Below are 23,138 nucleotides of genomic sequence, written 5' to 3'. Positions count from 1 at the left end.
CGGCGTCCCTCCGTCCCGTTCGCGCCCCGTCCCCGTGGCGCGGGGGCGGGGGCGGGGGCCGGTGCGCGAGGATGGGGACATGCCCAACCGACTCGCGCAGGCCACGTCCCCGTACCTCCTCCAACACGCCGACAACCCCGTCGACTGGTGGCCCTGGGAGGCCGACGCGTTCGAGGAAGCCCGGCGGCGCGGTGTCCCCGTCTTCCTGAGCGTCGGCTACAGCGCCTGCCACTGGTGCCACGTCATGGCGCACGAGTCGTTCGAGGACGGGGACACCGCCGCGTACATGAACGAGCACTTCGTCTCCGTCAAGGTGGACCGCGAGGAGCGGCCCGACGTGGACGCGGTCTACATGGAGGCCGTGCAGGCCGCCACCGGGCACGGCGGCTGGCCCATGTCCGTGTTCATGACGCCGGACGGGGAGCCCTTCTACTTCGGCACCTACTTCCCGCCCGAGCCCCGCCACGGCATGCCGTCCTTCCGGCAGGTGCTGGAGGGCGTGGCGGCCGCCTGGCGGGACCGGCGCGACGAGGTGGGGGAGGTCGCCGGGAACATCGTGCGGGAGCTGTCCGGCCGCTCCCTGGCGCTCGGCGGCGGCGGCGCGCCGGGCGGGCCGGAGCTGGCGCAGGCGCTGCTCGGCCTGACCCGCGAGTACGACGAACGGCACGGCGGCTTCGGCGGGGCGCCGAAGTTCCCGCCCTCCATGGTGGTCGAGTTCCTGCTGCGGCACCACGCCCGCACCGGCTCCGAGGGCGCGCTGCAGATGGCCGCCGACACGTGCGGGGCCATGGCCCGCGGCGGCATCTACGACCAGCTCGGCGGCGGCTTCGCCCGGTACTCGGTGGACCGCGAGTGGATCGTGCCCCACTTCGAGAAGATGCTCTACGACAACGCCCTCTTGTGCCGTGCGTACACGCACCTGTGGCGGGCCACCGGCAGCGCCCTGGCCTGGAGGGTCGCGCTGGAGACCGCCGACTTCATGGTGCGCGAGCTGCGCACGCCCGAGGGCGGCTTCGCCTCCGCGCTGGACGCCGACTCCGACGACGGAACGGGACGGCACGTCGAGGGCGCGTACTACGTGTGGACCCCGGCGCGGCTGCGCGAGGTGCTGGGGGAGGACGACGCCGCGTTCGCCGCCCGGTCCTACGGGGTGACCGAGGAGGGCACCTTCGAGGAGGGCGCGTCCGTGCTCCGGCTGCCGCGGGACGCCGGGGAGGCGGACGCCGGACGGCTCGCCGGCATCCGGCGCCGGCTCCTCGCGGCGCGGGACGAGCGGGCCAGGCCGGGCCGCGACGACAAGGTCGTCGCCGCGTGGAACGGCCTCGCCGTCGCCGCGCTCGCCGAGACCGGCGCCTGCCTCGACCGCCCCGACCTGGTCGAGCGCGCCGTGGAGGCCGCCGACCTGCTCGTCCGCGTCCACCTCGACGAGGGCGGACGGCTGACGCGGACCTCGAAGGACGGTCGCGCCGGGGCGAACGCCGGGGTGCTGGAGGACTACGGCGACGTGGCGGAGGGCTTCCTCGCCCTGGCCGCCGTCACCGGCGAGGGCGTCTGGCTGGAGTTCGCGGGGCTGCTGCTGGACGCCGTCCTCGACCGGTTCCGGGGCGAGGACGGCGAGCTGTACGACACCGCGCACGACGCCGAGCGGCTGATCCGCCGCCCCCAGGACCCCACCGACAACGCGGCGCCGTCCGGCTGGACCGCGGCCGCCGGGGCGTTGCTGTCGTACGCGGCGCACACCGGCTCGCAGACGCACCGCACCGCCGCGGAGCAGGCGCTCGGCGTGGTGGGGGCGCTGGGACCGCGCGCCCCCGGTTCGTCGGCTGGGGCCTGGCCGTGGCGGAGGCGCTGCTGGACGGGCCGCGCGAGGTGGCCGTGGTGGGCCCGGCGGACGACGCGGGCACCGCCGCCCTGCACCGGGCGGCGCTGCTGGGCACGGCCCCGGGCGCCGTGGTCGCCGTGGGGGAGCCGGGCAGCGACGAGTTCCCGCTGCTGAAGGACCGGCCGCCGGTCGGCGGGCGCCCCGCGGCGTACGTCTGCCGCCACTTCGCCTGCGACGCCCCGACGACCGACCCGGAGCGGCTCGCCCGGCAGCTGGGCGGGCGCTGAGCGTGCACCCGGGCGCCCGGCGCACGCATCCCGCGCGGGGCGCCCCGATGCGCGGCGGGGCTTGCGGGGACGTGGACGTGCGGGCGCACGGGTGCGCGGGGGAGCGCACTCGCGGCCGTCTACGCGTGCCGGTACGCGACCAGGGAGATGCCCACGTAGTGGGCGACGAACGCGGCGAGCGTCAGGGAGTGGAACACCTCGTGGAAGCCGAACCAGTGCGGCGACGGGTCGGGCCGCTTCAGGCCGTACACCACGCCGCCCGCGCTGTAGAGGAGGCCGCCGACGACGACGAGTACGAGCACGGCGACGCCGCCCGCCCGCAGGAAGTCCGGCAGGAAGAAGACGGCCGCCCAGCCCATGGCGATGTAGCACGGCGTGTACAGCCAGCGCGGCGCGCCGACCCAGAACACGCGGAACGCGATGCCCGCCGCCGCGGCGGCCCAGACGGCCCACAGCAGGACCCGGGCGGTCGGCCCGGGGAGGAGGAGCAGCGTCAGCGGGGTGTACGTACCCGCGATGATCAGGAAGATGTTGGCATGGTCCAGACGCCGCAGCACGGCCGTGACCCGCGGCCCCCAGTCCCCCCGGTGGTACAGCGCGCTCACACCGAACAGCAGACAGGCCGTGAGCGCGTAGACGCCGCAGGCGAGGCGGCCGCGCGCCGAGTCCGCCAGGGCGGTCAGGGCGATCCCGGCGACCAGCGCGACGGGGAACATCCCGGCGTGCAGCCAGCCGCGCAGGCGCGGCTTCACGGGTACGCGGGGCGGGCAGGCGTCGGCATCGGTCTGCTCGATCACGGCTGCGGCGGTCATGGCGGAATGCTACCTACGCCTCCGTAGGCACCGGGACACAAGTGGCGATGCTCACGTGAGAGGCCCTCTGGACATATGCACATTCCCGTCGGATGATCAAATGAGTGCCGTCGGCACCGGATGAGCGCGAAGCACGCAGCGTCCGGGTCGCAGCCCCCACGGGGCAACAACCAAGGACCCCTCGACAAGGAGCAACCGTGGCGCGCGAGAACGCGGCTCCCAGCACCGCCCCCACCCAGCACCAGGCCCTCACCGCCTGGGTCGACGAGATCGCGTCGATCACGCAGCCGGACCAGGTGGTCTGGTGCGACGGCTCCGAGGCCGAGTACGAGCGCCTGTGCGAGGAGCTCGTGGCCAAGGGCACCTTCCGGAAGCTGGACCCGATCAAGCGCCCCAACTCCTACTACGCCGCCTCCGACCCGACCGACGTCGCCCGCGTCGAGGACCGCACCTTCATCTGCTCCGAGAAGGAGGAGGACGCGGGCCCGACCAACCACTGGAAGGCCCCCGCCGAGATGCGGGAGATCTTCACCGGCGAACAGGGTATCTTCCGCGGCTCGATGCGCGGCCGCACGATGTACGTCGTGCCCTTCTGCATGGGCCCCGTCGGCTCGCCGCTCTCCGCGATCGGCGTCGAGATCACCGACTCCGCGTACGTCGCCGTCTCCATGCGCACGATGACGCGCATGGGGCAGGCGGTCCTGGACGAGCTCGGCGACGACGGCTTCTTCGTCAAGGCCGTCCACACCCTCGGCGCCCCGCTGGAGCCCGGCCGGGCCGACGTGCCCTGGCCGTGCAACCCCACCAAGTACATCTCGCACTTCCCCGAGTCCCGCGAGATCTGGTCGTACGGCTCGGGCTACGGCGGCAACGCCCTGCTCGGCAAGAAGTGCTACGCGCTGCGCATCGCGTCCGTCATGGCCCGCGACGAGGGCTGGCTCGCCGAGCACATGCTCATCCTCAAGCTGACCCCGCCGCAGGGCGAGGCCAAGTACGTCGCCGCCGCCTTCCCGTCCGCGTGCGGCAAGACGAACCTCGCGATGCTGGAGCCCACCATCCCCGGCTGGACGGTCGAGACGATCGGCGACGACATCGCCTGGATGCGGTTCGGGGAGGACGGCCGCCTCTACGCGATCAACCCCGAGGCCGGCTTCTTCGGCGTCGCGCCCGGCACCGGTGAGCACACCAACGCCAACGCCATGAAGACCCTGTGGGGCAACGCCGTCTTCACCAACGTCGCGCTCACCGACGACGGCGACGTGTGGTGGGAGGGCATGACCGAGGAGACGCCCGCACACCTGACCGACTGGAAGGGCAACGACTGGACGCCGGAGTCCGGCACCCCGGCCGCCCACCCGAACGCCCGGTTCACCGTGCCCGCCTCGCAGTGCCCGATCATCGCGCCCGAGTGGGAGGACCCTAAGGGCGTGCCGATCTCCGCGATCCTCTTCGGCGGCCGCCGCGCCTCGGCCGTACCGCTGGTCACCGAGTCCTTCGACTGGCGGCACGGCGTCTTCCTCGGCGCGAACGTCGCCTCCGAGAAGACCGCCGCCGCCGAGGGCAAGGTCGGCGAGCTGCGCCGCGACCCGTTCGCGATGCTCCCCTTCTGCGGCTACAACATGGGCGACTACATGGCCCACTGGATCGAGGTCGGCAAGAACGCCGACCGGTCCAAGCTGCCGAAGATCTACTACGTGAACTGGTTCCGCAAGAACGACGCGGGCAGGTTCGTCTGGCCCGGCTTCGGCGAGAACAGCCGCGTGCTGAAGTGGATCGTGGAGCGCCTGGAGGGCAGGGCCGAGGGCGTCGAGACCCCGATCGGCATCCTGCCGACGCGCGACGCGCTGGACACCGAGGGCCTCGACCTGCCCGAGGAGGACCTCGACTTCCTGCTGAAGGTCGACGCGGACGTGTGGCGCGAGGAGGCGGCGCTCATCCCCGAGCACCTCGACACCTTCGGCGACCACACGCCGAAGGAGCTGTGGGACGAGTACCGCGCGCTCGTCTCCCGCCTGGGCTGACCCCGGCCCCGCAGACCCGCGGCCGGGCCGTACGACAACGCCCTGACCTGTGAAGTCATCTCGGCCGGCCGCGGCCGACGGCCCCCGGAACGGCATCGTCGTTCCGGGGGACGCCCTTTTCCGGGCCGGTCCCGCCCCGCCCCCGGGGCGCCGGGAGCGGGTCCCGGGAGGTCGCCGTGCCCGGCCCGCCCCGCTCCTCGTGGCGCTGCGTACAGGAGCCCTCCGGCCTCCGCGCGCCCCTCCGGCCTCCGCGAAGGGCCGGGCGGGCGGCCCTCCCCCCGCCCCGGCTGCCCGCCCGCCGCCGGTCTGCGTGTCCCCGGCCGCTCAGCCGGTGGCGACCAGGGCGTTCCCGCCCAGGGCCGCCGCGTGGGCGTCCATCCGTTCGGCGGCGAGGACGGCCACGGCGGTGTCGGCGCGGGAGGCCGCGACGACCAGGGCGCGCCCCGCGAGGGCGTGAGCGCGGCGGTGCAGCGCGGACCGGTCCGCGCCGCCCGGCCCGGGGCGCCGGGCGGGCGGCGCGCCGCGCAGCCTGGCCACCTGCCGGGCGATGCGCTCCGCCGCGGCGTGGTCGCCCAGTTCGTCGGTGACGGCGAGCAGCGCCGCGAGGTGCCCGGCGAGCTGGATGTCCAGCTCCTCCTCCCGGGAGCGGCGCGGGAAGGAGTCCCGGTCGCCGTCGGCCGCCCGGTGGACCGACTTGGTGCGGATCGGCTCGTACATGGGATGGCCTCCTGTTCACGGACAGAAGGCCATCCTACATTGGAATCAATCTAAAATTATGTCTGGTCCATGTGACGGTCAGTGCTGGCTGTAGCCGTCCAGGAAGGTCCCGATCCGGGTGACCGCGTCGACCAGGTCCACGGTGGTGGGCAGCGTCACGATGCGGAAGTGGTCCGGCTCGCGCCAGTTGAAGCCCGTCCCGTGCACCACCATGATCTTCTCCGCCCGCAGCAGGTCGAGGACCATCTGCCGGTCGTCCTTGATCTTGTGGACGGCCGGGTCGAGGCGCGGGAAGAGGTACAGCGCGCCCTTCGGCTTCACGCAGCTGACGCCCGGGATGTCGATCAGCCGCTCGTACGCCGCGTCCCGCTGCTCCAGCAGCCGGCCGCCCGGCGCGACCAGCGCCTCGATCGACTGCAGGCCCTGCAGGGCGGCCGCGATGGCGTGCTGGGCGGGCATGTTCGCGCACAGGCGCATGTTGGCGAGGATCGTCAGGCCCTCGATGTACGAGGAGGCGTGCGCCTTCGGGCCGCAGACGGCCAGCCAGCCGCTGCGGTAGCCGGCCACGCGGTAGTTCTTGGACATGCCGTTGAACGTCAGGCACAGCAGGTCCGGGGCGACGGCGGCGGTCGGGGTGTGGGTGGCGCCGTCGTAGAGGATCTTGTCGTAGATCTCGTCCGAGCAGACCACCAGGTTGTGCCGGCGGGCGATCTCGGTGAGGCCGCGCAGCATCTCGTCGTCGTAGACGGCGCCGGTCGGGTTGTTCGGGTTGATGACGACGAGCGCCTTGGTGCGGTCGGTGATCCTGCGCTCGACGTCGGCCAGGTCGGGCATCCAGTCGGACTGCTCGTCGCACCGGTAGTGCACCGGCGTGCCGCCCGCCAGCGCCACCGACGCCGTCCACAGCGGGTAGTCCGGGGCCGGGACGAGGACCTCGTCGCCGTCGTCGAGGAGGGCCTGCATCGACATCTGGATGAGCTCCGAGACGCCGTTGCCGAGGTAGATGTCCTCCACGGAGAGCGGGACGCCCCGCGTCTCGTAGTGGCTCATCACCGCGCGCCGCGCCGCGAGCAGGCCCTTCGCGTCGCCGTACCCGTGCGACGTGCCGAGGTTGCGGAGCATGTCCTCGAGGATCGCGGGCGGGCACTCGAAGCCGAACGCGGCCGGGTTGCCGGTGTTCAGCTTGAGGATGCGGTGGCCCGCCGCCTCCAGCCGCATCGCCTCCTCGAGCACCGGGCCGCGGATTTCGTAACAGACGTTGGCGAGCTTCGCCGACTGGATGACCTGCATGCCGCGAGCTTACGGTCGCGCGGTCCGCCACGCCTCGTGTTTTGCGCCACGCCGGGCAACCGGCGGGGACGGCCCCGGCCGGCTCCGCACCGGTCGCAGCGCCCTCCCCGGTGGCGGCCCTCCGGCCGCGGGGCACCCTTCCGGGGGACGGCCTTCCGGGGGACGGCCTTCCGCGACCGGGGCGGCCGTACGGGGAGCGTGCCGGCCGGGGCGGGTCGGCGGGCCCGGCCGGGTAGGTTGGCTCCCCATGTGGTCCTTGAGGAGCGTCGCCGGATGCAGGCGCCTGGGCGCGGCCGGGTCGGCCGGGGTGGCCCTGGGCGGCTGGGCCGCGGGCGCACTGCCGGCCCGGGACTCGTGGGGCCTGTGGCTCCCGCGAACCCAGGACACGACCCGGCCCGGAACGCTCCTGGCCCTCGCCGGACTCACCCTCCTGGTCGTCGCCTGGTGGCGGTACGGGCGGCTGGTCGCCGAGGGCGTCCCCGTGCGGGCCCGGGCGGCCGCCGCCACGCTCGCCTGGTGGACCGCCCCGCTCCTCCTCGCCCCGCCGCTGTACAGCGCCGACGTGTACAGCTACATCGCGCAGGGCGCCATGGTCGTCGAGGGCCACGACGTCTACCGCCACGGGCCGTCCGTCCTCGCGCCCGACGGGCTCGGGGGGCGGCCGCCGCGAGCGTCGGCGGACACTGGACGGACACCCCCGCCCCGTACGGCCCGGCCTTCCTCCTCCTCGCGAAGGCCGTCGCCGCCGCGGCGGCCGGGCACATCGTGCCGGCCGTGCTCGGGATGCGGGCCGTCGCCGTCGCCGCGCTCGCCCTGCTGTTCTGGGCGCTGCTCCGGTTCGCCCCGCGCCGGGCCACGGCGGGCGCGCTCTGGCTCGGCGCGCTCAACCCGCTGCTCCTCGTCCACGTCGTCGGCGGGCTCCACAACGACGGGCTGATGGCCGGCCTGCTCCTGGCGGGCACCGCGCTCGCGGTGCGCCGCGGCCGCTGGGTCGCGGGCAGCGCCCTCGTCGCCCTCGCCATGACGGTCAAGTCGCCGGCCGCGCTCGCGCTGCTGTTCATCGGGGCCGCCGTCGGCCGCGAGGCGTCCGGGCCGCTGCTGCGGCGGATCGCGAAGGGCCTGCTCGGACCCGGCGCCGTGGCCGCCGGCGTCGCGGTCGGCGCGACGCTGTGCGCCGGCACCGGCTTCGGCTGGCTGCGCACCCAGAGCGTCGCCGGGACGATCCACACGGCGCTCTCCCTCAGCAGCGACCTCGGCGTCGTACTCGGCGAGTCCATGCACCACCTGTCCGGCGCCGAACCGGAGCCCGTCAAACGGGCCGTCCAGGCCATGGGCCTGACCCTGGCCCTGGGCCTCGTCGCCTACCTCGCGTCGTGGGTGGCGCGCGGCCGGCTGGACCCGCTGCACGCCCTGGGCCTCGCCCTGCTCGCGCTGGTGGTGCTCTCCCCGATGGTCCAGCCCTGGTACCTGCTGTGGGCCGTGCCGCCGCTCGCCGCGACCGCCTGGAACGGCCGCGTCGGACGCGCCGTCACCGTCCTGTCGGCCGGCCTCGTCCACGTAACCGCGGCCGACGGCCGCACCCCCGCGTACGGCTTCGCCCTGGCCGCCGTCGTGTGCGCGGTCGGCGCCCAGCTGCTGCTGCGCCGCTCCGACTTCGCCGGCGGCGTGTGGCTGCCGTCGCCGCGCCGCGCCGAGGACCGCGAGCCCTCCCGCGCCTGACGGCCTCCCGGAGGACGGCTCCACCCGTGCGCGCCCCGCCGCGGAGGCCGGGGACCCGGTCCTCAGAAGAACGTGCGGACGTAGTCGACGGCCGTCCCGTCCGCCTCCACCAGCGGGATCAGCGGCCACTTCTCGAACACCGTGCACGGGTGCGCCAGCCCCAGCGCCACCCAGTCCCCGACCTCCGGCCCGGTGCCCTCCGGGTCCGTCCGCAGCCAGGCGTGCTGGTCCGACAGCGCCGTCACCGCCAGCCCCTCCGCCGGGCGGACCGCGCCGTCCCGGCCGGACCTCACCAGGTGCGGCACGGGCAGCCCCAGGTCGTACGAGACGTCCCGCTTGCCCGCGTTGAGGAACGCCTCTTCCCGCGTGGGCCGGGAGACGACCTGCGCCCACAGCCGGAACGCCGGCTCCAGCGCACCCTCCTCCGGAACGCGGTTGAACGGCGTCAGCCGCTCGTAGTGCCCGTGGTCGTGGGAGACGTACGCCCCCGACCGCAGGAGCTTCAGCACGGGTGCCGACAGCTCCGGCACCTCCGCGAACACGTCCGCGACCGCGTCGAACCACTCGCTGCCGCCCGCGCTGAGGACGATCTCCTCCGCGTCCGCGAGGAGCCCCGCCCCGTCCAGCTCCGCCGCCAGCCCGACGAGCCGCCGCAGCCACGCCCGTACGGTCGCCGGGGACGCGTCCGGCACCTGCGCCTCGTACCCGGCGACGCCGACCAGCCGCAGCGACGCCGTCCGCGCCGCCGCGCGGGCGACGTCCACGGCCGCCGCACGGGTCCGCACCCCGGTCCGGGCGCCCTCGCCCGCCGCCAGCTCGACCACCACGTCCACGGGCCGCGCGGATCCGGCCAGCGCCTCGTCCATCAGCTCGACGCCGCGCACCGAGTCGACGTAGCAGACGAAGTGGAAGCCGGGGTCGTCCGCGAGCCGCGCGGCGACCCAGCGCAGGGCGGCCGCGTCGACCAGCTCGTTCGCCAGGAACACCCGCCGCACCCCGAAGGCCCGGCACACCCGCGCCTGGTGCGGGACGGCCACCGTGATGCCCCAGGCGCCGTGCGCCAGCTGCCGGGCGAACAGCCCCGGCGCCATCGTCGTCTTGCCGTGCGGGGCGAACGCCAGGCCGTGGCGCGCGGAGTACGCCCCCAGCAGCGCCAGGTTGTGCTCCAGGGCCTCGGCGGAGAGCGTCAGGAGCGGCGTGGTGAAGCCGCCCGCGAAGACGTTGCGCCGCTCGGCGGCGAGCTCGCCGACGGTCAGGCCGTCCGCGTCCGGCGGGAGGCCCTTGAAGCGGTGGTCGATCCGCTCGTCCGCGAGCCGCGCGGCGAGCGCGTCGGGTCCTTCCGGCTGTCCGGCGGCCATCGGGCCTCCCTCTCGTCGCACCCGGTGCGGGGATCGTCGCGCACTCCGCCCGGCCGTGTCCAACCCCCGGTCGGGGACCGGGCCGGCGTTTCCCGCCCGGCTGCGACGGGGGCGCCACGCGACGAGCCGGACCGCCGGCCCCGCCCGCCGGCCGCCCGGTCCGGGGTGCCGCGCGCCGGCCGCCCGTCGCGCCTCCGCGGCGGCACGGGAACCGTGCCGCCGCGGAGGACGGGTGGGAGCGGGCGCCCCGCGGGGCGGGTGGGCCCGATGGATCAGGGAGCGGAGCAGTACTGCTGCTGCTTGCCGATCGACCGGTACATGCAGTCGGCGTTCTCCACCAGCTGGAGCACCGCGTCGCGGTTGCGGGCGGTCTCGCGCTCGATCACCTCGTCGGGCGGGTAGAAGCCGCCGCCGGAGGCGCTGCCCGGGTACATCTCGAAGGTGTAGGCGAAGATGCGCTGGTTGCCCCAGAGCCAGTCGTCGATCGACCCGTCGGTGACGTAGAGGTCGCTGGACTGCTGGGGGGTGTAGTCGTTGCTGGCGGCCATCTTGCGGCCGACGGCGGCGAAGGCGTCCCGGTCGTCCTGGGTCATGCCGGGCGCGGTGTCGGAGTAGGTCCAGCCGAACGGCCAGAGGACCAGCTCGCTGTAGGTGTGGAAGTCGATCGACGCCCGGATCTGCTGCTTCCCGCCGATGACGCGGGAGCGGACGAAGTTGGCGAGGACCTTCACCTCGGGCGTGGACTCGGGGGCCGACCCCCGGTAGGTGATGGCGCTCGGGGAGCCGGAGGAGCCGTTGCAGCAGCCCCACTTGTAGGCCCAGTTGCGGTTCATGTCGGTGCCGACGTAGGAGGAGCCGGGGTTGGGCTGCCGGTTCTTGCGCCAGCTGCGGTAGGTGCCCGAGGCGATGTCGTACTCGCCGCCGTCCGGGTTGAGGTCGGGCACGATCCAGAGCTCGCGGCCGTTGACGGCGTTGGTGATGCGCGAGTCGGAGCCGTAGCCGGCGCCGAGCTCGCGCAGCAGGTAGAGGGCCATCTCGACGGTGAGGTGCTCACGGGCGTGCTGGTGGTGGGTGAACATCACCTCGGGCTCGTTCTCGTCCGTCGCCACGTTGTCGCTGACCTTGATGGCGATGATGTCGCGGCCCTGGTAGGACTTGCCGATCACCCGCTTGCTCATGATGTTCGGGTACTGCTGGAGCCGCTGGTTGATCTCGGCCGTCATCTCCGCGTAGGTGTGGTAGCGGGAGTCGGCGGACGGGAAGTCCATCGGCGTGACGGTGCCGCGGTCGGAGCGGGCGCCGGGGGCGGGCAGCGCCTCCAGGCGGTGGCCGAGCGCGCGCAGGCCGCGGGCCTGCGCGGAGTCGGCGCTGACGACGATCGCGCGCTCGTCCACCTCGTCGACCGAGGCTCCGGTGGCGGCGACCGCCGCCCGTGCGGCGGGGGTGGACGGGCCCTGGATCCGGTACTGGCGGATGACCTCCTCGGCGGCGGCGGCCGGGGCGGCGGAGGGGGCGGAGGCCGGGTCGGGGGTGTTCGCGGTGGCGGTGAGGGGCGCCACGACGGCCAGCGCGAGGACGGCCGCGAGGGTGACGGACCGTCCGCCGGGTATGCGTAGTCGCATGCTGTCTCCTGAGTGGGGGGCGGGGTGGGTGACCCCGTCGTCGCAGGATGGTGTGATGGCATGGACGCGTCAAGAAGGAACTCCGGTCGTGGCCGGAAAGGGCCGCTCCGGTACGTGCCCTTGCGCGTCCGTCCGGCGGGCGCTTGGGTGACGTGCGCACCACTGGAGAGACGGGAAGGGGCCGACGGCTCATGGCGGACACCGCGGACACCGCTCACGGCGTGGCGCGCGGCGGGGGCGGGGCGCCCTCCCCCCGTGCTGCGCAGACCGAGCTGGCGGCACATCGGGCCCGGCATCGTGGTCGCCGCGACCGGCGTCGGCGCCGGCGACCTGGTCGCCACGCTCGTCGCCGGCGGCAGGTACGGTTACACCCTTCTCTGGGCGGCCGTCCTCGGCTGCCTGATCAAGATCTCCCTCGCCGAGGCCGCCGGCCGCTGGCACCTCGCCACCGGTCGCACCCTCCTCGACGGCTGGCTCTCCCTGGGCCCGTGGACGACCGTCTACTTCACCGGCTACGTCGCTGTGTGGGGCTTCGTCTACGGCGCCGCCGCCATGTCCTCCACCGCCCTGCCGCTCGCCGCGCTGTTCCCCGGTGTCATGGACCTGAAATGGTGGGCGGTCCTGTGCGGGGTGGGCGGGCTGCTGTTCGTCTGGTTCAACCGGTACGCCGTCTTCGAGAAGGTCATGACGGTCCTCGTCGGCGTGATGTTCCTGGTCACCGTCTACCTGGCCGTACGGGTGGCCCCGAACCTCGGCGACCTCCCCGCCGGGCTGGTCCCGGCCCTCCCGGACGGCTCGCTGCTGTACACCCTGGGCCTGGTCGGCGGGGTCGGCGGCACGATCACCCTCGCCGCGTACGGCTACTGGGTCAACGCCAAGGGCTGGCGGGACACCGGCTGGATGCGGGTGATGCGGCTGGACAACCGGGTCGCGTACGCGACGACCGGGGTCTTCGTCGTGGCCATGCTGATCGTGGGCGCCGAACTGCTGCACACCTCGGGCATCGTCCTCGCCGAGGGCGACAAGGGCCTGGTCGACCTCGGCGGGCTGCTGGAGGAGCGGTACGGGGCGGCCACGGCGAAGCTGTTCCTCGTCGGGTTCTTCGCCACGTCCGTGACCTCGCTGATCGGCGTGTGGCAGGGCGTGAGCCTGCTGTTCGCGGACTTCGTCGCCCGTCTTCGGGGTCGGGGCGGCGCCCCCGCGGTGCCGGGGGAGGCCGCGGTGCCGGCGGAACGGTCGGTGCCGTTCCGCGCGTACCTGCTGTGGCTGACCTTCCCGCCGATGTCGCTGCTCTTCCTGGACCGGCCGTTCTTCCTGGTCGTCGTCTACGGCGTGGTCGGCGCCTTCTTCATGCCGTTCCTCGCCCTGACCCTGCTGTGGCTGCTCAACTCCTCCCGCACCCCCCGCGGCTGGCGCAACGGGTGGTTCGGCAACGCGATGCTGGGCGCGGCCGGGGTGCTGTTCCTGGTGCTGTGCGTCGAGCAGGTGCGCGACCTGCCGTGGTGAGGCTCCGCGCCCGCCGCGGGGCGGCGCGCCGCCCAACGCGTGGGCAATTGGCACGTTTTGATGGCTTATGCGGAACGTGTGATCTGTCATGAGGAGTCCGAAAGCGGTTCTCCAGCCCCGTTCCCGCCGATAAAGTGCGGGTCAGGAGCACACACGGAGCGAAAGGTGTCGCGGACCCCCGCGACACGCCGGGAACACCGGTGGCCGGAACCGAACGGGGAACCAGCGTGCCGACCGCGATTGCCGTCACCAGTGCCGACCTGGTGCTACCACCGTCCGACCCCCACACCCCCGGCGCCGTCGTACTCCCCCCGCCCGGCGCCCAGTCCCTGGCCGCAGCCCTCGCCGACACCCAGGCCCTCGTCGAGCGGTACGGGCACCTCGTCGCCCTCTACCCGGCCTCCACCCCCCACCCCCACGTGCACCGCCTGCACACCGTGCGCGCCCTCCTGGAGAGCGACCGCATCGCCCTGCTGCCGCTGGACCTGCCGCCGCTCGGCGTCGCCGTCCTCGCCCGCCAGCTCCGCCAGCTGTCCGCCTGCGACTTCGGCCCCGGCGTCCTCGCCACCGCCGCCCGGCTCCTCGCCCACTACGTCCACGCCGGCGCCGTACTCAACTCCGTCGCCCGCCTCGACCGCGTCCCCGTCACCCTCAAGGCGCACGCCAAGTCCTGGGTGCCCGGCTCCCAGTTCGCCGTCCTCGCCAACCCGGAGCCCCGCCTCGTCCGCCTCGGCTCCCAGGGCGGCGACCCGTTCCCCGGGCCGGAGTTCGCCACCCGCATGGCCGTCGCCCGCGGCCAGCTCGCCGCCGACTGGGTCACCGGCACCCTCGCCCCCGCCTGGCGCGTCCAGGGCGTCGACGAGGTCCCGCGGCCCGCCGCCTCCGCCGCCTGGTGGGGTACGGCCAAGCTCGTGGAGTTCGCCGCGTACCTGCCCGACCTGCCCGTACTGCACCAGCTCGTGTCGTCCGTGCGCCGCGAGACCTGCGCCTGGTGCGGCGTCGAGCTCCTCGGCGACCGCTGCGGCTTCTGCGCCGCCCCGCTCGCCCCGCCCCACGCGCCCGAGGCCCGCGGCCCCCTCGCCGCCCCGGCCCCGGGCACGCCGACGCGGCGCGCGTCGTGACCCGCCCCGGCGCCCCGCCCGCGCCCCCCGCACCCGCGTCCCCGCCCCTCCTCCGCCCGCCACCCCACGAGGTCCTCCCGCCCATGAACGCACGTCAGCGCCGCGGCGTCATCCTGCTGGTCCTGTCCGTCCTGTGCGCCCTCGGCGCGTTCGCCGGCGTCGTCGTCATCGTCGGCGACGTCCAGGCGAAGGTCGGACCGGAGGTCGCGGCGTACCGCGTCAAGGCGGACGTGCCGGCCTACGAGCCCCTCCGGCCCGGCCACTTCGAGAAGATCACCATGCCGGAGCGGTGGCTGTCCGCCAACGCCGTCAGGGACCTCTCCGCCGTCCGGGGCAAGATCGCCGTCTCGGACCTCGGGAAGGGATCCCTGCTCCAGAGGGACATGATCGCCGACCGGCCCGCCCTCGCGAGCGGGGAGCAGGAGATCGCCATCATGATCGACGCCTCCACCGGCGTCGCCGGGAAGATCACCGCCGGGGCGCGGGTGAACATCTTCGCCACCTTCGACGACGAGGGCCGCGGCAGGAACGCCGTCGCCGAGTCCCGGCTCATCGTCGCCGGCGCCCGCGTCCTCGACGTCGGCAAGCTCACCCCCTCGACCGGCGCGGGAGCGACCGCGGCACGGCCGGCGGCGTCCGCGAGGCCGTACCGATCACCTTCGCCCTCACCACCGCCGACGCCCAGCGCGTCGCCTACGCCGAGTCGTTCGCCGAGCACGTGCGCCTCGCCCTGCTGCCGAAGGACGGCCCCGCCGCCCCGAAGCCCGGCGAGTCGACGTACACGCTCGGCGAAGACAAGAACAAGTGAGGGGGCGGACAGCACGATGACCGTTCGCGTCCTCGCGGCCGCCGGCGACCCCGACGCCGCCCGCGCCCTCACCACCCTGCTCGGCCAGCTCCCCGACGCCGAGCAGGCCGCCCCCGCACCGGCCGGCGACTCCACCACCCTCGTCGACGCCCTCGCCCGGGCGGCCGCCGAATCCGTCGACGGCCTCCCCGAGGTCGTCCTCGTCCACGAACGGATCGGCCCCGTACCCGCCCTCGACCTGATCCGCGAGGTCGCCCTCCGCTTCCCCGCCGTCGGCGTCGTCCTCGTCACCGCCGACACCAGCCCCGGCCTGTACTCGGCCGCCATGGACTCCGGCGCCCGCGGCCTGGTCGGCCTCCCCCTCGCGTATGAGGAGCTCGCCCAGCGCGTCCAGTCCGCCGCCGCCTGGGCCGCCGGCGTCCGCCGCCACCTCGGCCGGACCGGCGACGCCCCCGGCGGGCCGGCCGGCACCGTCGTCACCGTCAGCGGCGCGAAGGGCGGCGTCGGCACCACCGTCACCGCCGTCCAGCTCGCCCTCGCCGCCCGCGCCTCCGGCCGCAGCACCGCCCTCGCCGACCTCGACCTCCAGTCCGGCGACGTCGCCTCCTACCTGGACGTGCAGTTCCGCCGCTCCGCCGTCGACCTCGCGGCCATCGAGGACATCACCCCCCGCGTCCTGCAGGACGCCCTCTACACCCACCCGACCGGCCTGTCCCTGCTCCTCGCCCCCGCCGACGGCGAACGCGGCGAGGAGGTCGCCGACCGGTCCGCCCGCCAGATCGTCAGCGCGCTGCGCCACCGCTACGAGGTCGTCGTCGTCGACTGCGGCACGAAGATGGACTCCGCGAACGCCGCCGCCGTCGAGATGGCCGACACGGCCCTCCTCGTCGTCACCCCCGACGTCGTCGCGGTCCGCGCCGCCAAGCGCATGGTCCGCCTCTGGGACCGGCTCCAGATCCGCAAGGCGGAGGACACCACGACCGTCGTCAACCGCCACACCCGCCACACGGAGATCCAGCCCGCCCTCGTCGAGAGGATCACCGGCACCCGCGTCGCCCGCACCGGCGTCCCCGCCGCCTTCAAGGAGCTCCAGTCGGCCGTCGACGCGGGCCGCATGCACGAGCTGGACCCCAGGTCGGCCGTCAAGCAGGCCCTGTGGGCGCTCGCCGGCGAACTCGGCCTCGTCAAGGCCCCGGAGTCGGCGGGCGACCGGCCGGGCAGGCTGCTGAAGACACGCAGGAAGTAGCGGAGAGGGGAGGGGCGGCCATGGCACACGCGCGGACGGCGGCGCCGGACGGCGCTCGCCGGCGCCGGTACGGCGACCGGGGGCAGGTGGCGGTGGAGTTCACCGGCATGGTGCCGCTCGTGCTCGGCGTACTGCTCCTGCTCTGGCAGGCGGCGCTCATCGGCTACACGTACTCCCTCGCCGGCAACGCCGCCGACGAGGCGGCCCGCGCGGGCGCGGTCGGCGGCGACTGCGCCGGCGCGGCCGGGCGGACGCTGTCCGGCGCCTGGTCGGCGAGCGCGTCCTGCGGCAGCGCGGGCGACCTGTTCACCGCCGACGTCAGCGTCCGCGTCCCCGCCCTCTTCCCCGGCGCGAACCTCCCCTTCACCGTCAGGGCCCACGCGGCCGCGGCCGACGAGAGGGAGAAGTGAGGCCCGTGACCGGACACCGGCCCGGCGCCCCGCGGAACCGCGGGGAGCGCCCCGACCGGGGCCAGGCCGCCATCGAGTTCGCGGGCTGGATCGGCGTCCTCCTGGTCGCCGCCCTCGCCGCCGTCCAGCTCGGCATCGTCGCCTACGCCGCCCAGCAGGCCGGCACCGCCGCCCGCGCCGCCGCCCGCGTCGCCTCCCAGGGCGGGAACGGCGAGGCCGCGGGGTACGGCGCCATGAGCGGCTGGCTCGCCGACGGCGCCACGGTCAGCGCCCCGCCCCACGGCGAAGACGTCACGGCGACCGTGACCGTCCCCGTCCCCACCGTCCTGCCCCTCCTCAGCTTCGACCCGGTCACCAGGACCACCACCATGCCCGTCACGACCAGCGAAGGAGGGACCCCGTGAGCCTGCGGGCACGCATCACCGGCTCCGAGCCGGCCGGCGGGAGGGACGGCGAGGAGGACCACCTCGTCGGCACCTACCGCGGCAAGCTCCTGGAGGAGATCGACCTCGCGGAGATGTCCGCCCTCCCGGCCGCCGACCGCCGCGTACGCCTCGAACGGGTCCTCGGCCACATCATCAGCCGCGAGGGCCCCGTCCTCTCCTCCACCGAGCGGTCCCACCTCATCCGCCGCGTCGTCGACGAGGCGCTCGGCCTCGGCATCCTCGAACCCCTCCTGGAGGACGCGTCCGTCAGCGAGATCATGGTCAACGGCCCCGACCAGGTGTACGTGGAGCGGCACGGCCGCCTCGAACGGCTGCCCATGCGCTTCTCCTCCACCGAGCAGCTGATGCAGACCATCGAGCGCATCGTCTCCACCGTCAACCGCCGCGTCGACGAGTCCAACCCCATGGTCGACGCCCGCCTCCCCTCCGGCGAACGCGTCAACGTCATCATCCCGCCGCTCTCCCTCAGCGGCCCCGTCCTCACCATCCGCCGCTTCCCCCGCGCCTTCACGCTCCACGAGATGGTCGCCCTCGGATCGCTGGACGAACACATGGTGATGCTGCTCTCCGGGCTGGTGCGCGCCAAGTTCAACGTGATCGTCTCCGGCGCCACCGGCACCGGCAAGACCACCCTGCTCAACGCCCTGTCCGGCCTCATCCCGGACGGCGAGCGCATCGTCACCATCGAGGACTCCGCCGAGCTGCGGCTCCAGCAGTCCCACGTCATCACCCTGGAGTCCCGGCCCGCCAACGTCGAGGGCAAGGGCCGCATCACCATCCGCGACCTCGTCCGCAACTCCCTGCGCATGCGCCCCGACCGCATCGTCGTCGGCGAGGTCCGCGGCGGCGAGACCCTCGACATGCTCCAGGCCATGTCCACCGGCCACGACGGCTCCCTCGCCACCGTCCACGCCAACAGCGCCGAGGACGCCCTGACGCGCCTCCAGACCCTCGCCTCCATGTCCGAGGTGGAGGTGCCCTTCGCGGCCATCCGGGACCAGATCAACAGCGCCGTCGACGTCATCGTCCAGCTCACCAGGCACGCCGACGGCTCCCGCAGGATCACCGAGATCGCGGTCGTCGACTCGCACGGCCGGGAGGAGTACCGCATCGTGTCGGTCTGCCGGTTCGAGGCCCGGCCGATGACCCCCGACGGCCGCGTCCACGGCCACTTCACCCACCACCCCCTGCCCCGGCGGGTCGCCGAGCGGCTGTACATGCACAACGAACCGGCCCCCGCCGCGTTCGGCGTCGCCCACAGCGACGCCCAACTGGCCCTGCGCGGGACCGCCGCGTAGCCCCGCCCCCCGCAGCCCCCTCCCGGAATCGACGGACAGACGACACGATGGACAACCTCCCGCTCCTGACGCTCGGCGTCACCCTTTTGGCCGGCCTCCTCGCCGTCCTGGGCGTGCACGCCCACGCCGCGGGCAGGGCGCAGCAGAAGGCGCTCGTGGCGCGGATGACCCGGACGGGCCCCGCGCCCACCGCGGCCCGCGGCCGCCGGTTCCCCGGCCTGGACCGCCGGCTGCGCCGGACGGGGCCGGGCCGCCGCCTGGAACGGAAGCTCGCCGTCACGGGCCTCGCCCTCACCCCCGCCGAGTACGCGGTCTACGCCCTCGCGGGCCTCCTGGCCCTGTACGCCGCGGTCACCGCCGTGTTCGCCCCGTTCTTCGGCGTCCTCGCCGCCCTGGCCGGGCTGTGGGGCGCCGACGCGTTCCTCGACTGGCAGCGCCGGCGCCGTACCGAGGCGTTCATCAACCAGCTGCCCGAGCTGACGCGCGTCCTCGCCAACGCCACCCAGGCCGGCCTCGCCCTCCGCACCGCCATCTCCATGGCCGCCGACGAACTCGACGACCCGGCAGGCGAGGAGCTCCGCAGGGTCGCCGACCAGCTCGCCGTCGGCCACAGCCTCGACGACGCCCTCGGCGCCCTCGCCGACCGGCTGCCCTCCCGCGAACTCGTCGTCCTGGTCACCACCCTGGTCCTCTCCAACCGGGCCGGCGGCCAGGTCGTCGGCTCGCTGCGCAACCTCACCGGCACGCTCGACGAGCGCAAGGAGACCCGCCGCGAGGTCGCCACCCTGCTCTCCCAGGTCAAGGTCACCGCCTTCGCCCTGCCCCTCCTCGGCCTCGGCTTCCTCCTCATGATCAACGGCATGAACCCGGGAGCCCTCGACGAGATGACGGGGTCGTTCGCCGGACAGGCCGGCTCGGTCATCGCGTTCGCGCTGTACACGGCGGGGTTCGTGATGATCCGCCGGCTGTCCCGGGTCCGCGTCTGATGCGCCGGGGAGAGGGAGAGGAGGGGAACGGGACATGGTGCTCCTGCTGGCCGCGCTGACGGGGCTCGCCGTGTACGGCGTCTTCCACGGCGTACGCCTGTACCGCGCCGAGGCCGAACTCCCCGGCGACCTGGCCGTCGCCCTGGAGGTCGGCGCCACCCGCACCTCCGCCGTCGGCTCCGGCGTCGACCGGCTCGGCATGCGCTGGGCCCCGTCCGTGCTGCGCCTGATGGGCCCCAAGCGCGTCGACGCCCTGCGCCGCCGCCTCGACATGGCGGGCAACCCCGGCGGCCTCACCGTCGACCGGTACGCCGCCCGGCGCGCCGTGTACGGGGCCCTCGGCGCGGCCGCCGCCCTGGCGATGCTGCTGCGCGGCCAGCCCGTCGTCGCGGCGATCGTCCTCGCGTACGGCCTGACCTGGACGGACGTACTGCTGCGCATCGCCATCCGGCGCCGCAGGGACGACATCGAACGCACCCTGCCCGACTTCCTCGACGTCCTCGCCGTCGTCGTCTCCGCCGGACTCGGCTTCCGCCAGGCGCTGGAACGGGTCGCGGAGAAGTACTCCGGCCCCTGGGCCGACGAACTGCGCATCACCCTGCGCCAGATGGACATGGGCGTCAGCCGCCGCGAGGCCTTCGACCAGCTCCGCAGGCGCAACGCCTCCGAGCAGGTGTCGATGTTCGTCACCGCCCTCCAGCAGGGCGAGGAACTGGGCGCGCCCATCGTCGACACGCTCATCCAGATCGCCAACGACATGCGCCGCACCGACGCCCAGAACGCCCGCCGCGCGGCGGCGAAGGCGGTCCCGAAGACCACGCTCGTGGTGACGCTGGTGATGCTGCCCGCCACGATGATCCTCATCACACTGAGCTTCTACTACGGCTCGGGCGTCGACCTGACCGACCTGCTGGGCGGCTGACGGTGGCCCAGACGACCCGGACGCGGCGGCGGCCGTCTGCGACCGCACACACCCCGTTCCCGGACACGGACACCGCACCGCAGGCGGCCCCGCCGCCCCGGGCGGGAGGCCACGGCCGCCACCCGGCCGAATGTGTGGAAGAGGCTTCGCTTCCGCAAGCGGATGTGGGACATTCGTTGCCGAGCCGACGCGAGACGACGGGGGGCGCGACAGGCCGTGGCTGACCACCGTTTCCGGTCCCGATCGCCGATTCGGACCCATGAGGGGGCCCTGGGCCCCATCATGGAGGGGGCTTACCCTGCGTACGGGCGCGCTTCCACCCGTGTGCCCCCCGGGGGCCGCCCCGCACCACGCGCACACGGCACCGAAGACCCGCACCATCCCGACCCCGGAGGGGACCGCCATGTCGAACATCGCACTGAAGGCCCTGACCCAGGCCAAGGTGTACGTGGGCACCTGGGCGCACACCACGACGACCGCCCTGAAGCGCCGGGGGGACCGGGGCCAGGGGGCGGTGGAGTACGTGGGGATCATCATCCTGGTGGGAGTGATCATCGCGGCCCTGGTCGGCTCGGGGATCGGCAACACCATCGCGTCGGGGCTGCGCTCCCAGGTCAGCAAGATCATCGGGGGCTGAGAGGCGCTGTCCGCCCCGGTCGGGAGTCCGGACAAGCCTCGCCGCTCTACGTGTTCATGGTGGTGAGCCTGCTCTTTCTCGCACTCGCGTTCCTCGCGGTGGGCCAGGCGGGAGCGACCCGGAACGGTGCGCAGTCGGCGGCGGACGCCGCCGCGCTGGCAGCGGCCAAGGAGTCGAGGGACCTCTTCGAGATGGACGGTCTCGACGCCGACGGGCTGGCGGACCTCTTCGCCGGTGAACTGGTCGGCAAGGACGGTTGCGGAGCGAGTCGCACCTACGCCGCCCGGAACGGCGCGACGGTACAGATCTGCGACGCACTCACCAATGGTCGCTGGGGGTTCACGGTGACCGTGAAGTCGGGAAAGCCGGTGGGCGACACGATCCTGCCGGGTACGGAAGGGGACTACGCCGTGGCGACGGCCACGGCGGTCGTCGTTCCCCGTTGTGACTTCGAACCGGCCGAGGAAGCAGCCGAGGAACCGACTGAGGAACCAGCCGAGGAGCCGACCGGGGAACCGGCCGACGGTGAAAACCCGTCGTCACCGGGGTCGTTGAACTGCGAGGGCTCCGTCCTCAACTTGGACCCGAGGGATCTTCCGGATATGGCCGACCTTTTCGAGGTGCGGCTCGCCGAGGACTGACCACGAAGGAACGCAGAGAGAATGACATTCATGGGTATGAGAAGCGGAGTGACCGCGCGTAGTGCCGTGACGGGCATGACGGCGGCGGCGCTGGCCTTCCTGCTTACTGCCTGCGGCGGTGACACCGCAGGCGGCAGCGGCGGGGAGGGGACACCGGGCAAAGCGGGAAGCGCATCGTCCGTCCCTGCCTCCCAGACCCCGTCCAGTGGCGGGGGAGAACGGGCCGGACACCGGCAAGACGCTCGCCACACTGAACGGAGCGGGCGGACTGGAGCTCGTCATCCACACCGCCGCCAGGGATCGGGGCGGTTTCCTGACGGTGACGGGAACCCTGAAGAACCCCACGTCCGAGACGCTCGACGCCCCCCTCGAATGGAACGGCGAGGAACTTCAGGTCAAGAAGACCGGACCGTCCTTCGCCGGTGCCACGCTCATCGACAAGACGGACAAGAAGCGTTACTACGTGCTGCGGGACACGGAGGGGTATCCGCTCACGACCACAGGGGTGACCACCGTGAAGGCGGGTGAGTCCATCATCGTCTTCATTCAGTTCCCCGCGCCTCCCGCGACGACCACGCAGGTGGAGTTCCAACTGCCGAAGATGTCCCCCGCGACCATCGAGATCTCGTGATGCGGGCCCCCACACGCCGTCCCCTGACCAGCGTCCTCGGCGCCTTCGCGCTCCTCGCCGGCGCCCACCTCGCCGTCCCCTCCGCCGCGCACGCCGACGAGACGCCGGGGGCCGTACCGCCCGGGACCGAGGCGTCCGCGCCGGTGCCGGAGATCGACCCGACCGCCCCCGGGCTGAAGATGCGCGAGGGGGCCACCCTGGCGGCCGCGAAGGTGCTGCCGATCGTCTCCATCGTGGAGTCCGAGGGCGGCGAGGAGCGCCGTGAGGAGACCAGCACCCACCTGAAGTTCGCGCTCCAGGCGGAGGTCCTGTTCGGCAAGGACAGCGCCAAGCTGACGCCGGAGGCGAACTCCCGCATCGCGGCGATCGCCGAGGAGATCAAGAAGCGGAACGCCACGAGGATCCGTGTCTTCGGCTTCACCGACGACCTCGGCTCCGAGGCCCACGGCGACCTCCTGTCCAAGCAGCGTGCCGACGCCGTCCACGGCGTGCTGTCGCCGCTGCTGGCGGCGCAGAACATCGCGTACGAGATCCGCGGCTACGGGGAGCAGTACCCGATCGCGGACAACAGCACGGAGGAGGGCCGCCGCAAGAACCGCCGGGTGGAGGTCTCCTTCCCGACCGGCGGCTAGACGGCGCAGGACGGCCGGCACCGTCGGTCGGTCGGCCGGTCGGTCGTTCGGCGCCCGGCGGTGGAGGGCCGATTGTTCGGCGCCGGGGGTGGAGGGCCGGACGGTCGGTACCCGGGGGTGGAGGGCCGGACGGTCGGTGCCCGGCGGTGGAGGGCGGGGCGATCCGCATCCGGCGGTGAGCGGCCGGCGGGTCCGGGACACCCGCG

The 23,138-nt window shown here is 73.9% G+C and carries 18 protein-coding genes and 3 pseudogenes; 16 read left to right on the top strand and 5 right to left on the bottom strand.

Translation table 11 applies throughout. The features are described from left to right. Positions 1-79: 79 nt before the first annotated feature. Positions 80-2,109: pseudogene (locus LUW75_RS07400) on the top strand (thioredoxin domain-containing protein). A gap of 119 nt (positions 2,110-2,228) precedes the next feature. Here the strand turns inward: LUW75_RS07400 and trhA are convergent. Then, entirely contained in the window at positions 2,229-2,921 is a 693-nt protein-coding gene (gene trhA / locus LUW75_RS07395; protein ID WP_250334911.1) for a PAQR family membrane homeostasis protein TrhA, read from the bottom strand. Positions 2,922-3,118: 197 nt separating this feature from the next. Between trhA and LUW75_RS07390 the strand changes: the two genes are divergently transcribed. After that, entirely contained in the window at positions 3,119-4,942 is a 1,824-nt protein-coding gene (locus tag LUW75_RS07390) for a phosphoenolpyruvate carboxykinase (GTP) (RefSeq protein WP_250334910.1), read from the top strand. A 324-nt stretch (positions 4,943-5,266) separates the two neighbouring features. On the opposite strand, the gene LUW75_RS07385 is transcribed toward LUW75_RS07390, so the two are convergent. Continuing rightward, positions 5,267-5,659, bottom strand: coding sequence for an SCO4983 family protein (locus tag LUW75_RS07385; RefSeq protein ID WP_250334909.1), 393 nt, complete (start codon positions 5,657-5,659; stop codon positions 5,267-5,269). 78 nt (positions 5,660-5,737) lie between these two features. Next, on the bottom strand, positions 5,738-6,949 hold the full coding sequence (locus LUW75_RS07380; RefSeq protein WP_250334908.1) for a pyridoxal phosphate-dependent aminotransferase: 1,212 nt from the start codon (positions 6,947-6,949) through the stop codon (positions 5,738-5,740). 247 nt (positions 6,950-7,196) lie between these two features. Here LUW75_RS07380 and mptB point away from each other — a divergent pair. Then, a pseudogene (gene mptB / locus LUW75_RS07375) lies at positions 7,197-8,668 on the top strand (polyprenol phosphomannose-dependent alpha 1,6 mannosyltransferase MptB). A gap of 62 nt (positions 8,669-8,730) precedes the next feature. Here the strand turns inward: mptB and LUW75_RS07370 are convergent. Together LUW75_RS07370 and LUW75_RS07365 are read right to left on the bottom strand one after the other, a co-directional pair. Then, a complete protein-coding gene (locus LUW75_RS07370; protein ID WP_250334907.1) occupies positions 8,731-10,026 on the bottom strand; it encodes an alanine racemase in 1,296 nt (431 codons plus the stop codon). A gap of 272 nt (positions 10,027-10,298) precedes the next feature. After that, positions 10,299-11,648 carry a M14 family metallopeptidase gene (locus LUW75_RS07365; protein WP_250334906.1) on the bottom strand — a complete coding sequence of 450 codons (1,350 nt, stop codon included), beginning with the start codon at positions 11,646-11,648 and terminating at the stop codon, positions 10,299-10,301. Positions 11,649-11,903: 255 nt separating this feature from the next. On the opposite strand from LUW75_RS07365, the gene LUW75_RS07360 reads away from it, so the two are divergent. From LUW75_RS07360 to LUW75_RS07300, 13 genes and pseudogenes are all read left to right on the top strand, one after another. Beyond that, positions 11,904-13,154, top strand: a complete 1,251-nt coding sequence (locus tag LUW75_RS07360; RefSeq protein ID WP_250334905.1) for an Nramp family divalent metal transporter — start codon at positions 11,904-11,906, stop codon at positions 13,152-13,154. Between the two features lie 227 nt (positions 13,155-13,381). Continuing rightward, on the top strand, positions 13,382-14,275 hold the full coding sequence (locus LUW75_RS07355) for a hypothetical protein (RefSeq protein ID WP_250334904.1): 894 nt from the start codon (positions 13,382-13,384) through the stop codon (positions 14,273-14,275). 83 nt (positions 14,276-14,358) lie between these two features. Next, a pseudogene (gene cpaB / locus LUW75_RS24585) lies at positions 14,359-14,823 on the top strand (Flp pilus assembly protein CpaB); the annotation flags it as partial. A gap of 276 nt (positions 14,824-15,099) precedes the next feature. Further along, positions 15,100-16,329, top strand: a complete 1,230-nt coding sequence (locus LUW75_RS07345; RefSeq protein WP_250337582.1) for an AAA family ATPase — start codon at positions 15,100-15,102, stop codon at positions 16,327-16,329. 20 nt (positions 16,330-16,349) lie between these two features. Then, positions 16,350-16,739 (top strand): TadE/TadG family type IV pilus assembly protein, encoded by a 390-nt coding sequence (locus tag LUW75_RS07340; protein ID WP_250334903.1) that lies wholly within the window; start codon positions 16,350-16,352, stop codon positions 16,737-16,739. 5 nt (positions 16,740-16,744) lie between these two features. Beyond that, the gene (locus LUW75_RS07335; protein WP_250334902.1) at positions 16,745-17,143 is read left to right on the top strand and encodes a TadE/TadG family type IV pilus assembly protein; all 399 of its coding nucleotides are present in this window, start codon (positions 16,745-16,747) and stop codon (positions 17,141-17,143) included. Further along, positions 17,140-18,483, top strand: coding sequence for a CpaF family protein (locus LUW75_RS07330; RefSeq protein ID WP_250334901.1), 1,344 nt, complete (start codon positions 17,140-17,142; stop codon positions 18,481-18,483). Before LUW75_RS07335 ends, LUW75_RS07330 begins: the two co-directional genes overlap by 4 nt. A gap of 47 nt (positions 18,484-18,530) precedes the next feature. Continuing rightward, entirely contained in the window at positions 18,531-19,469 is a 939-nt protein-coding gene (locus LUW75_RS07325; protein WP_250334900.1) for a type II secretion system F family protein, read from the top strand. A gap of 34 nt (positions 19,470-19,503) precedes the next feature. Continuing rightward, positions 19,504-20,391: a DUF5936 domain-containing protein gene (locus tag LUW75_RS07320; RefSeq protein ID WP_250334899.1), complete on the top strand. Its 888-nt coding sequence runs from the start codon at positions 19,504-19,506 to the stop codon at positions 20,389-20,391. 403 nt (positions 20,392-20,794) lie between these two features. After that, positions 20,795-21,028 (top strand): hypothetical protein, encoded by a 234-nt coding sequence (locus LUW75_RS07315; protein ID WP_250334898.1) that lies wholly within the window; start codon positions 20,795-20,797, stop codon positions 21,026-21,028. After that, a complete protein-coding gene (locus LUW75_RS07310) occupies positions 21,025-21,669 on the top strand; it encodes a pilus assembly protein TadG-related protein (RefSeq protein WP_284453872.1) in 645 nt (214 codons plus the stop codon). The genes LUW75_RS07315 and LUW75_RS07310 overlap by 4 nt, the downstream gene beginning before the upstream one ends. A 205-nt stretch (positions 21,670-21,874) precedes the next feature. Continuing rightward, on the top strand, positions 21,875-22,300 hold the full coding sequence (locus LUW75_RS07305) for a hypothetical protein (protein ID WP_250334897.1): 426 nt from the start codon (positions 21,875-21,877) through the stop codon (positions 22,298-22,300). Then, positions 22,300-22,932, top strand: a complete 633-nt coding sequence (locus LUW75_RS07300; protein WP_250334896.1) for an OmpA family protein — start codon at positions 22,300-22,302, stop codon at positions 22,930-22,932. Before LUW75_RS07305 ends, LUW75_RS07300 begins: the two co-directional genes overlap by 1 nt. Positions 22,933-23,138 lie beyond the last annotated feature (206 nt).

The organism is Streptomyces sp. MRC013, from assembly GCF_023614235.1.
Classification (GTDB): Bacteria; Actinomycetota; Actinomycetes; order Streptomycetales; family Streptomycetaceae; genus Streptomyces.
The sequence above is the reverse complement of the archived record's forward strand: the minus strand, read 5'-3'. Positions and strand labels throughout refer to the sequence as shown.

Excerpts from the sequence above, each read along its gene's own strand:
- trhA (WP_250334911.1), bottom strand. The coding sequence starts at position 2,921 with ATGACCGCCGCAGCCGTGATCGAGCAGACCGATGCCGACGCCTGCCCG.
- LUW75_RS07385 (WP_250334909.1), bottom strand. The coding sequence starts at position 5,659 with ATGTACGAGCCGATCCGCACCAAGTCGGTCCACCGGGCGGCCGACGGC.
- LUW75_RS07380 (WP_250334908.1), bottom strand. The coding sequence starts at position 6,949 with ATGCAGGTCATCCAGTCGGCGAAGCTCGCCAACGTCTGTTACGAAATC.
- LUW75_RS07370 (WP_250334907.1), bottom strand. The coding sequence starts at position 10,026 with ATGGCCGCCGGACAGCCGGAAGGACCCGACGCGCTCGCCGCGCGGCTC.
- LUW75_RS07365 (WP_250334906.1), bottom strand. The coding sequence starts at position 11,648 with ATGCGACTACGCATACCCGGCGGACGGTCCGTCACCCTCGCGGCCGTC.
- LUW75_RS07345 (WP_250337582.1), top strand. The coding sequence starts at position 15,100 with ATGACCGTTCGCGTCCTCGCGGCCGCCGGCGACCCCGACGCCGCCCGC.
- LUW75_RS07340 (WP_250334903.1), top strand. The coding sequence starts at position 16,350 with ATGGCACACGCGCGGACGGCGGCGCCGGACGGCGCTCGCCGGCGCCGG.
- LUW75_RS07325 (WP_250334900.1), top strand. The coding sequence starts at position 18,531 with ATGGACAACCTCCCGCTCCTGACGCTCGGCGTCACCCTTTTGGCCGGC.
- LUW75_RS07320 (WP_250334899.1), top strand. The coding sequence starts at position 19,504 with ATGGTGCTCCTGCTGGCCGCGCTGACGGGGCTCGCCGTGTACGGCGTC.
- LUW75_RS07315 (WP_250334898.1), top strand. The coding sequence starts at position 20,795 with ATGTCGAACATCGCACTGAAGGCCCTGACCCAGGCCAAGGTGTACGTG.
- LUW75_RS07300 (WP_250334896.1), top strand. The coding sequence starts at position 22,300 with ATGCGGGCCCCCACACGCCGTCCCCTGACCAGCGTCCTCGGCGCCTTC.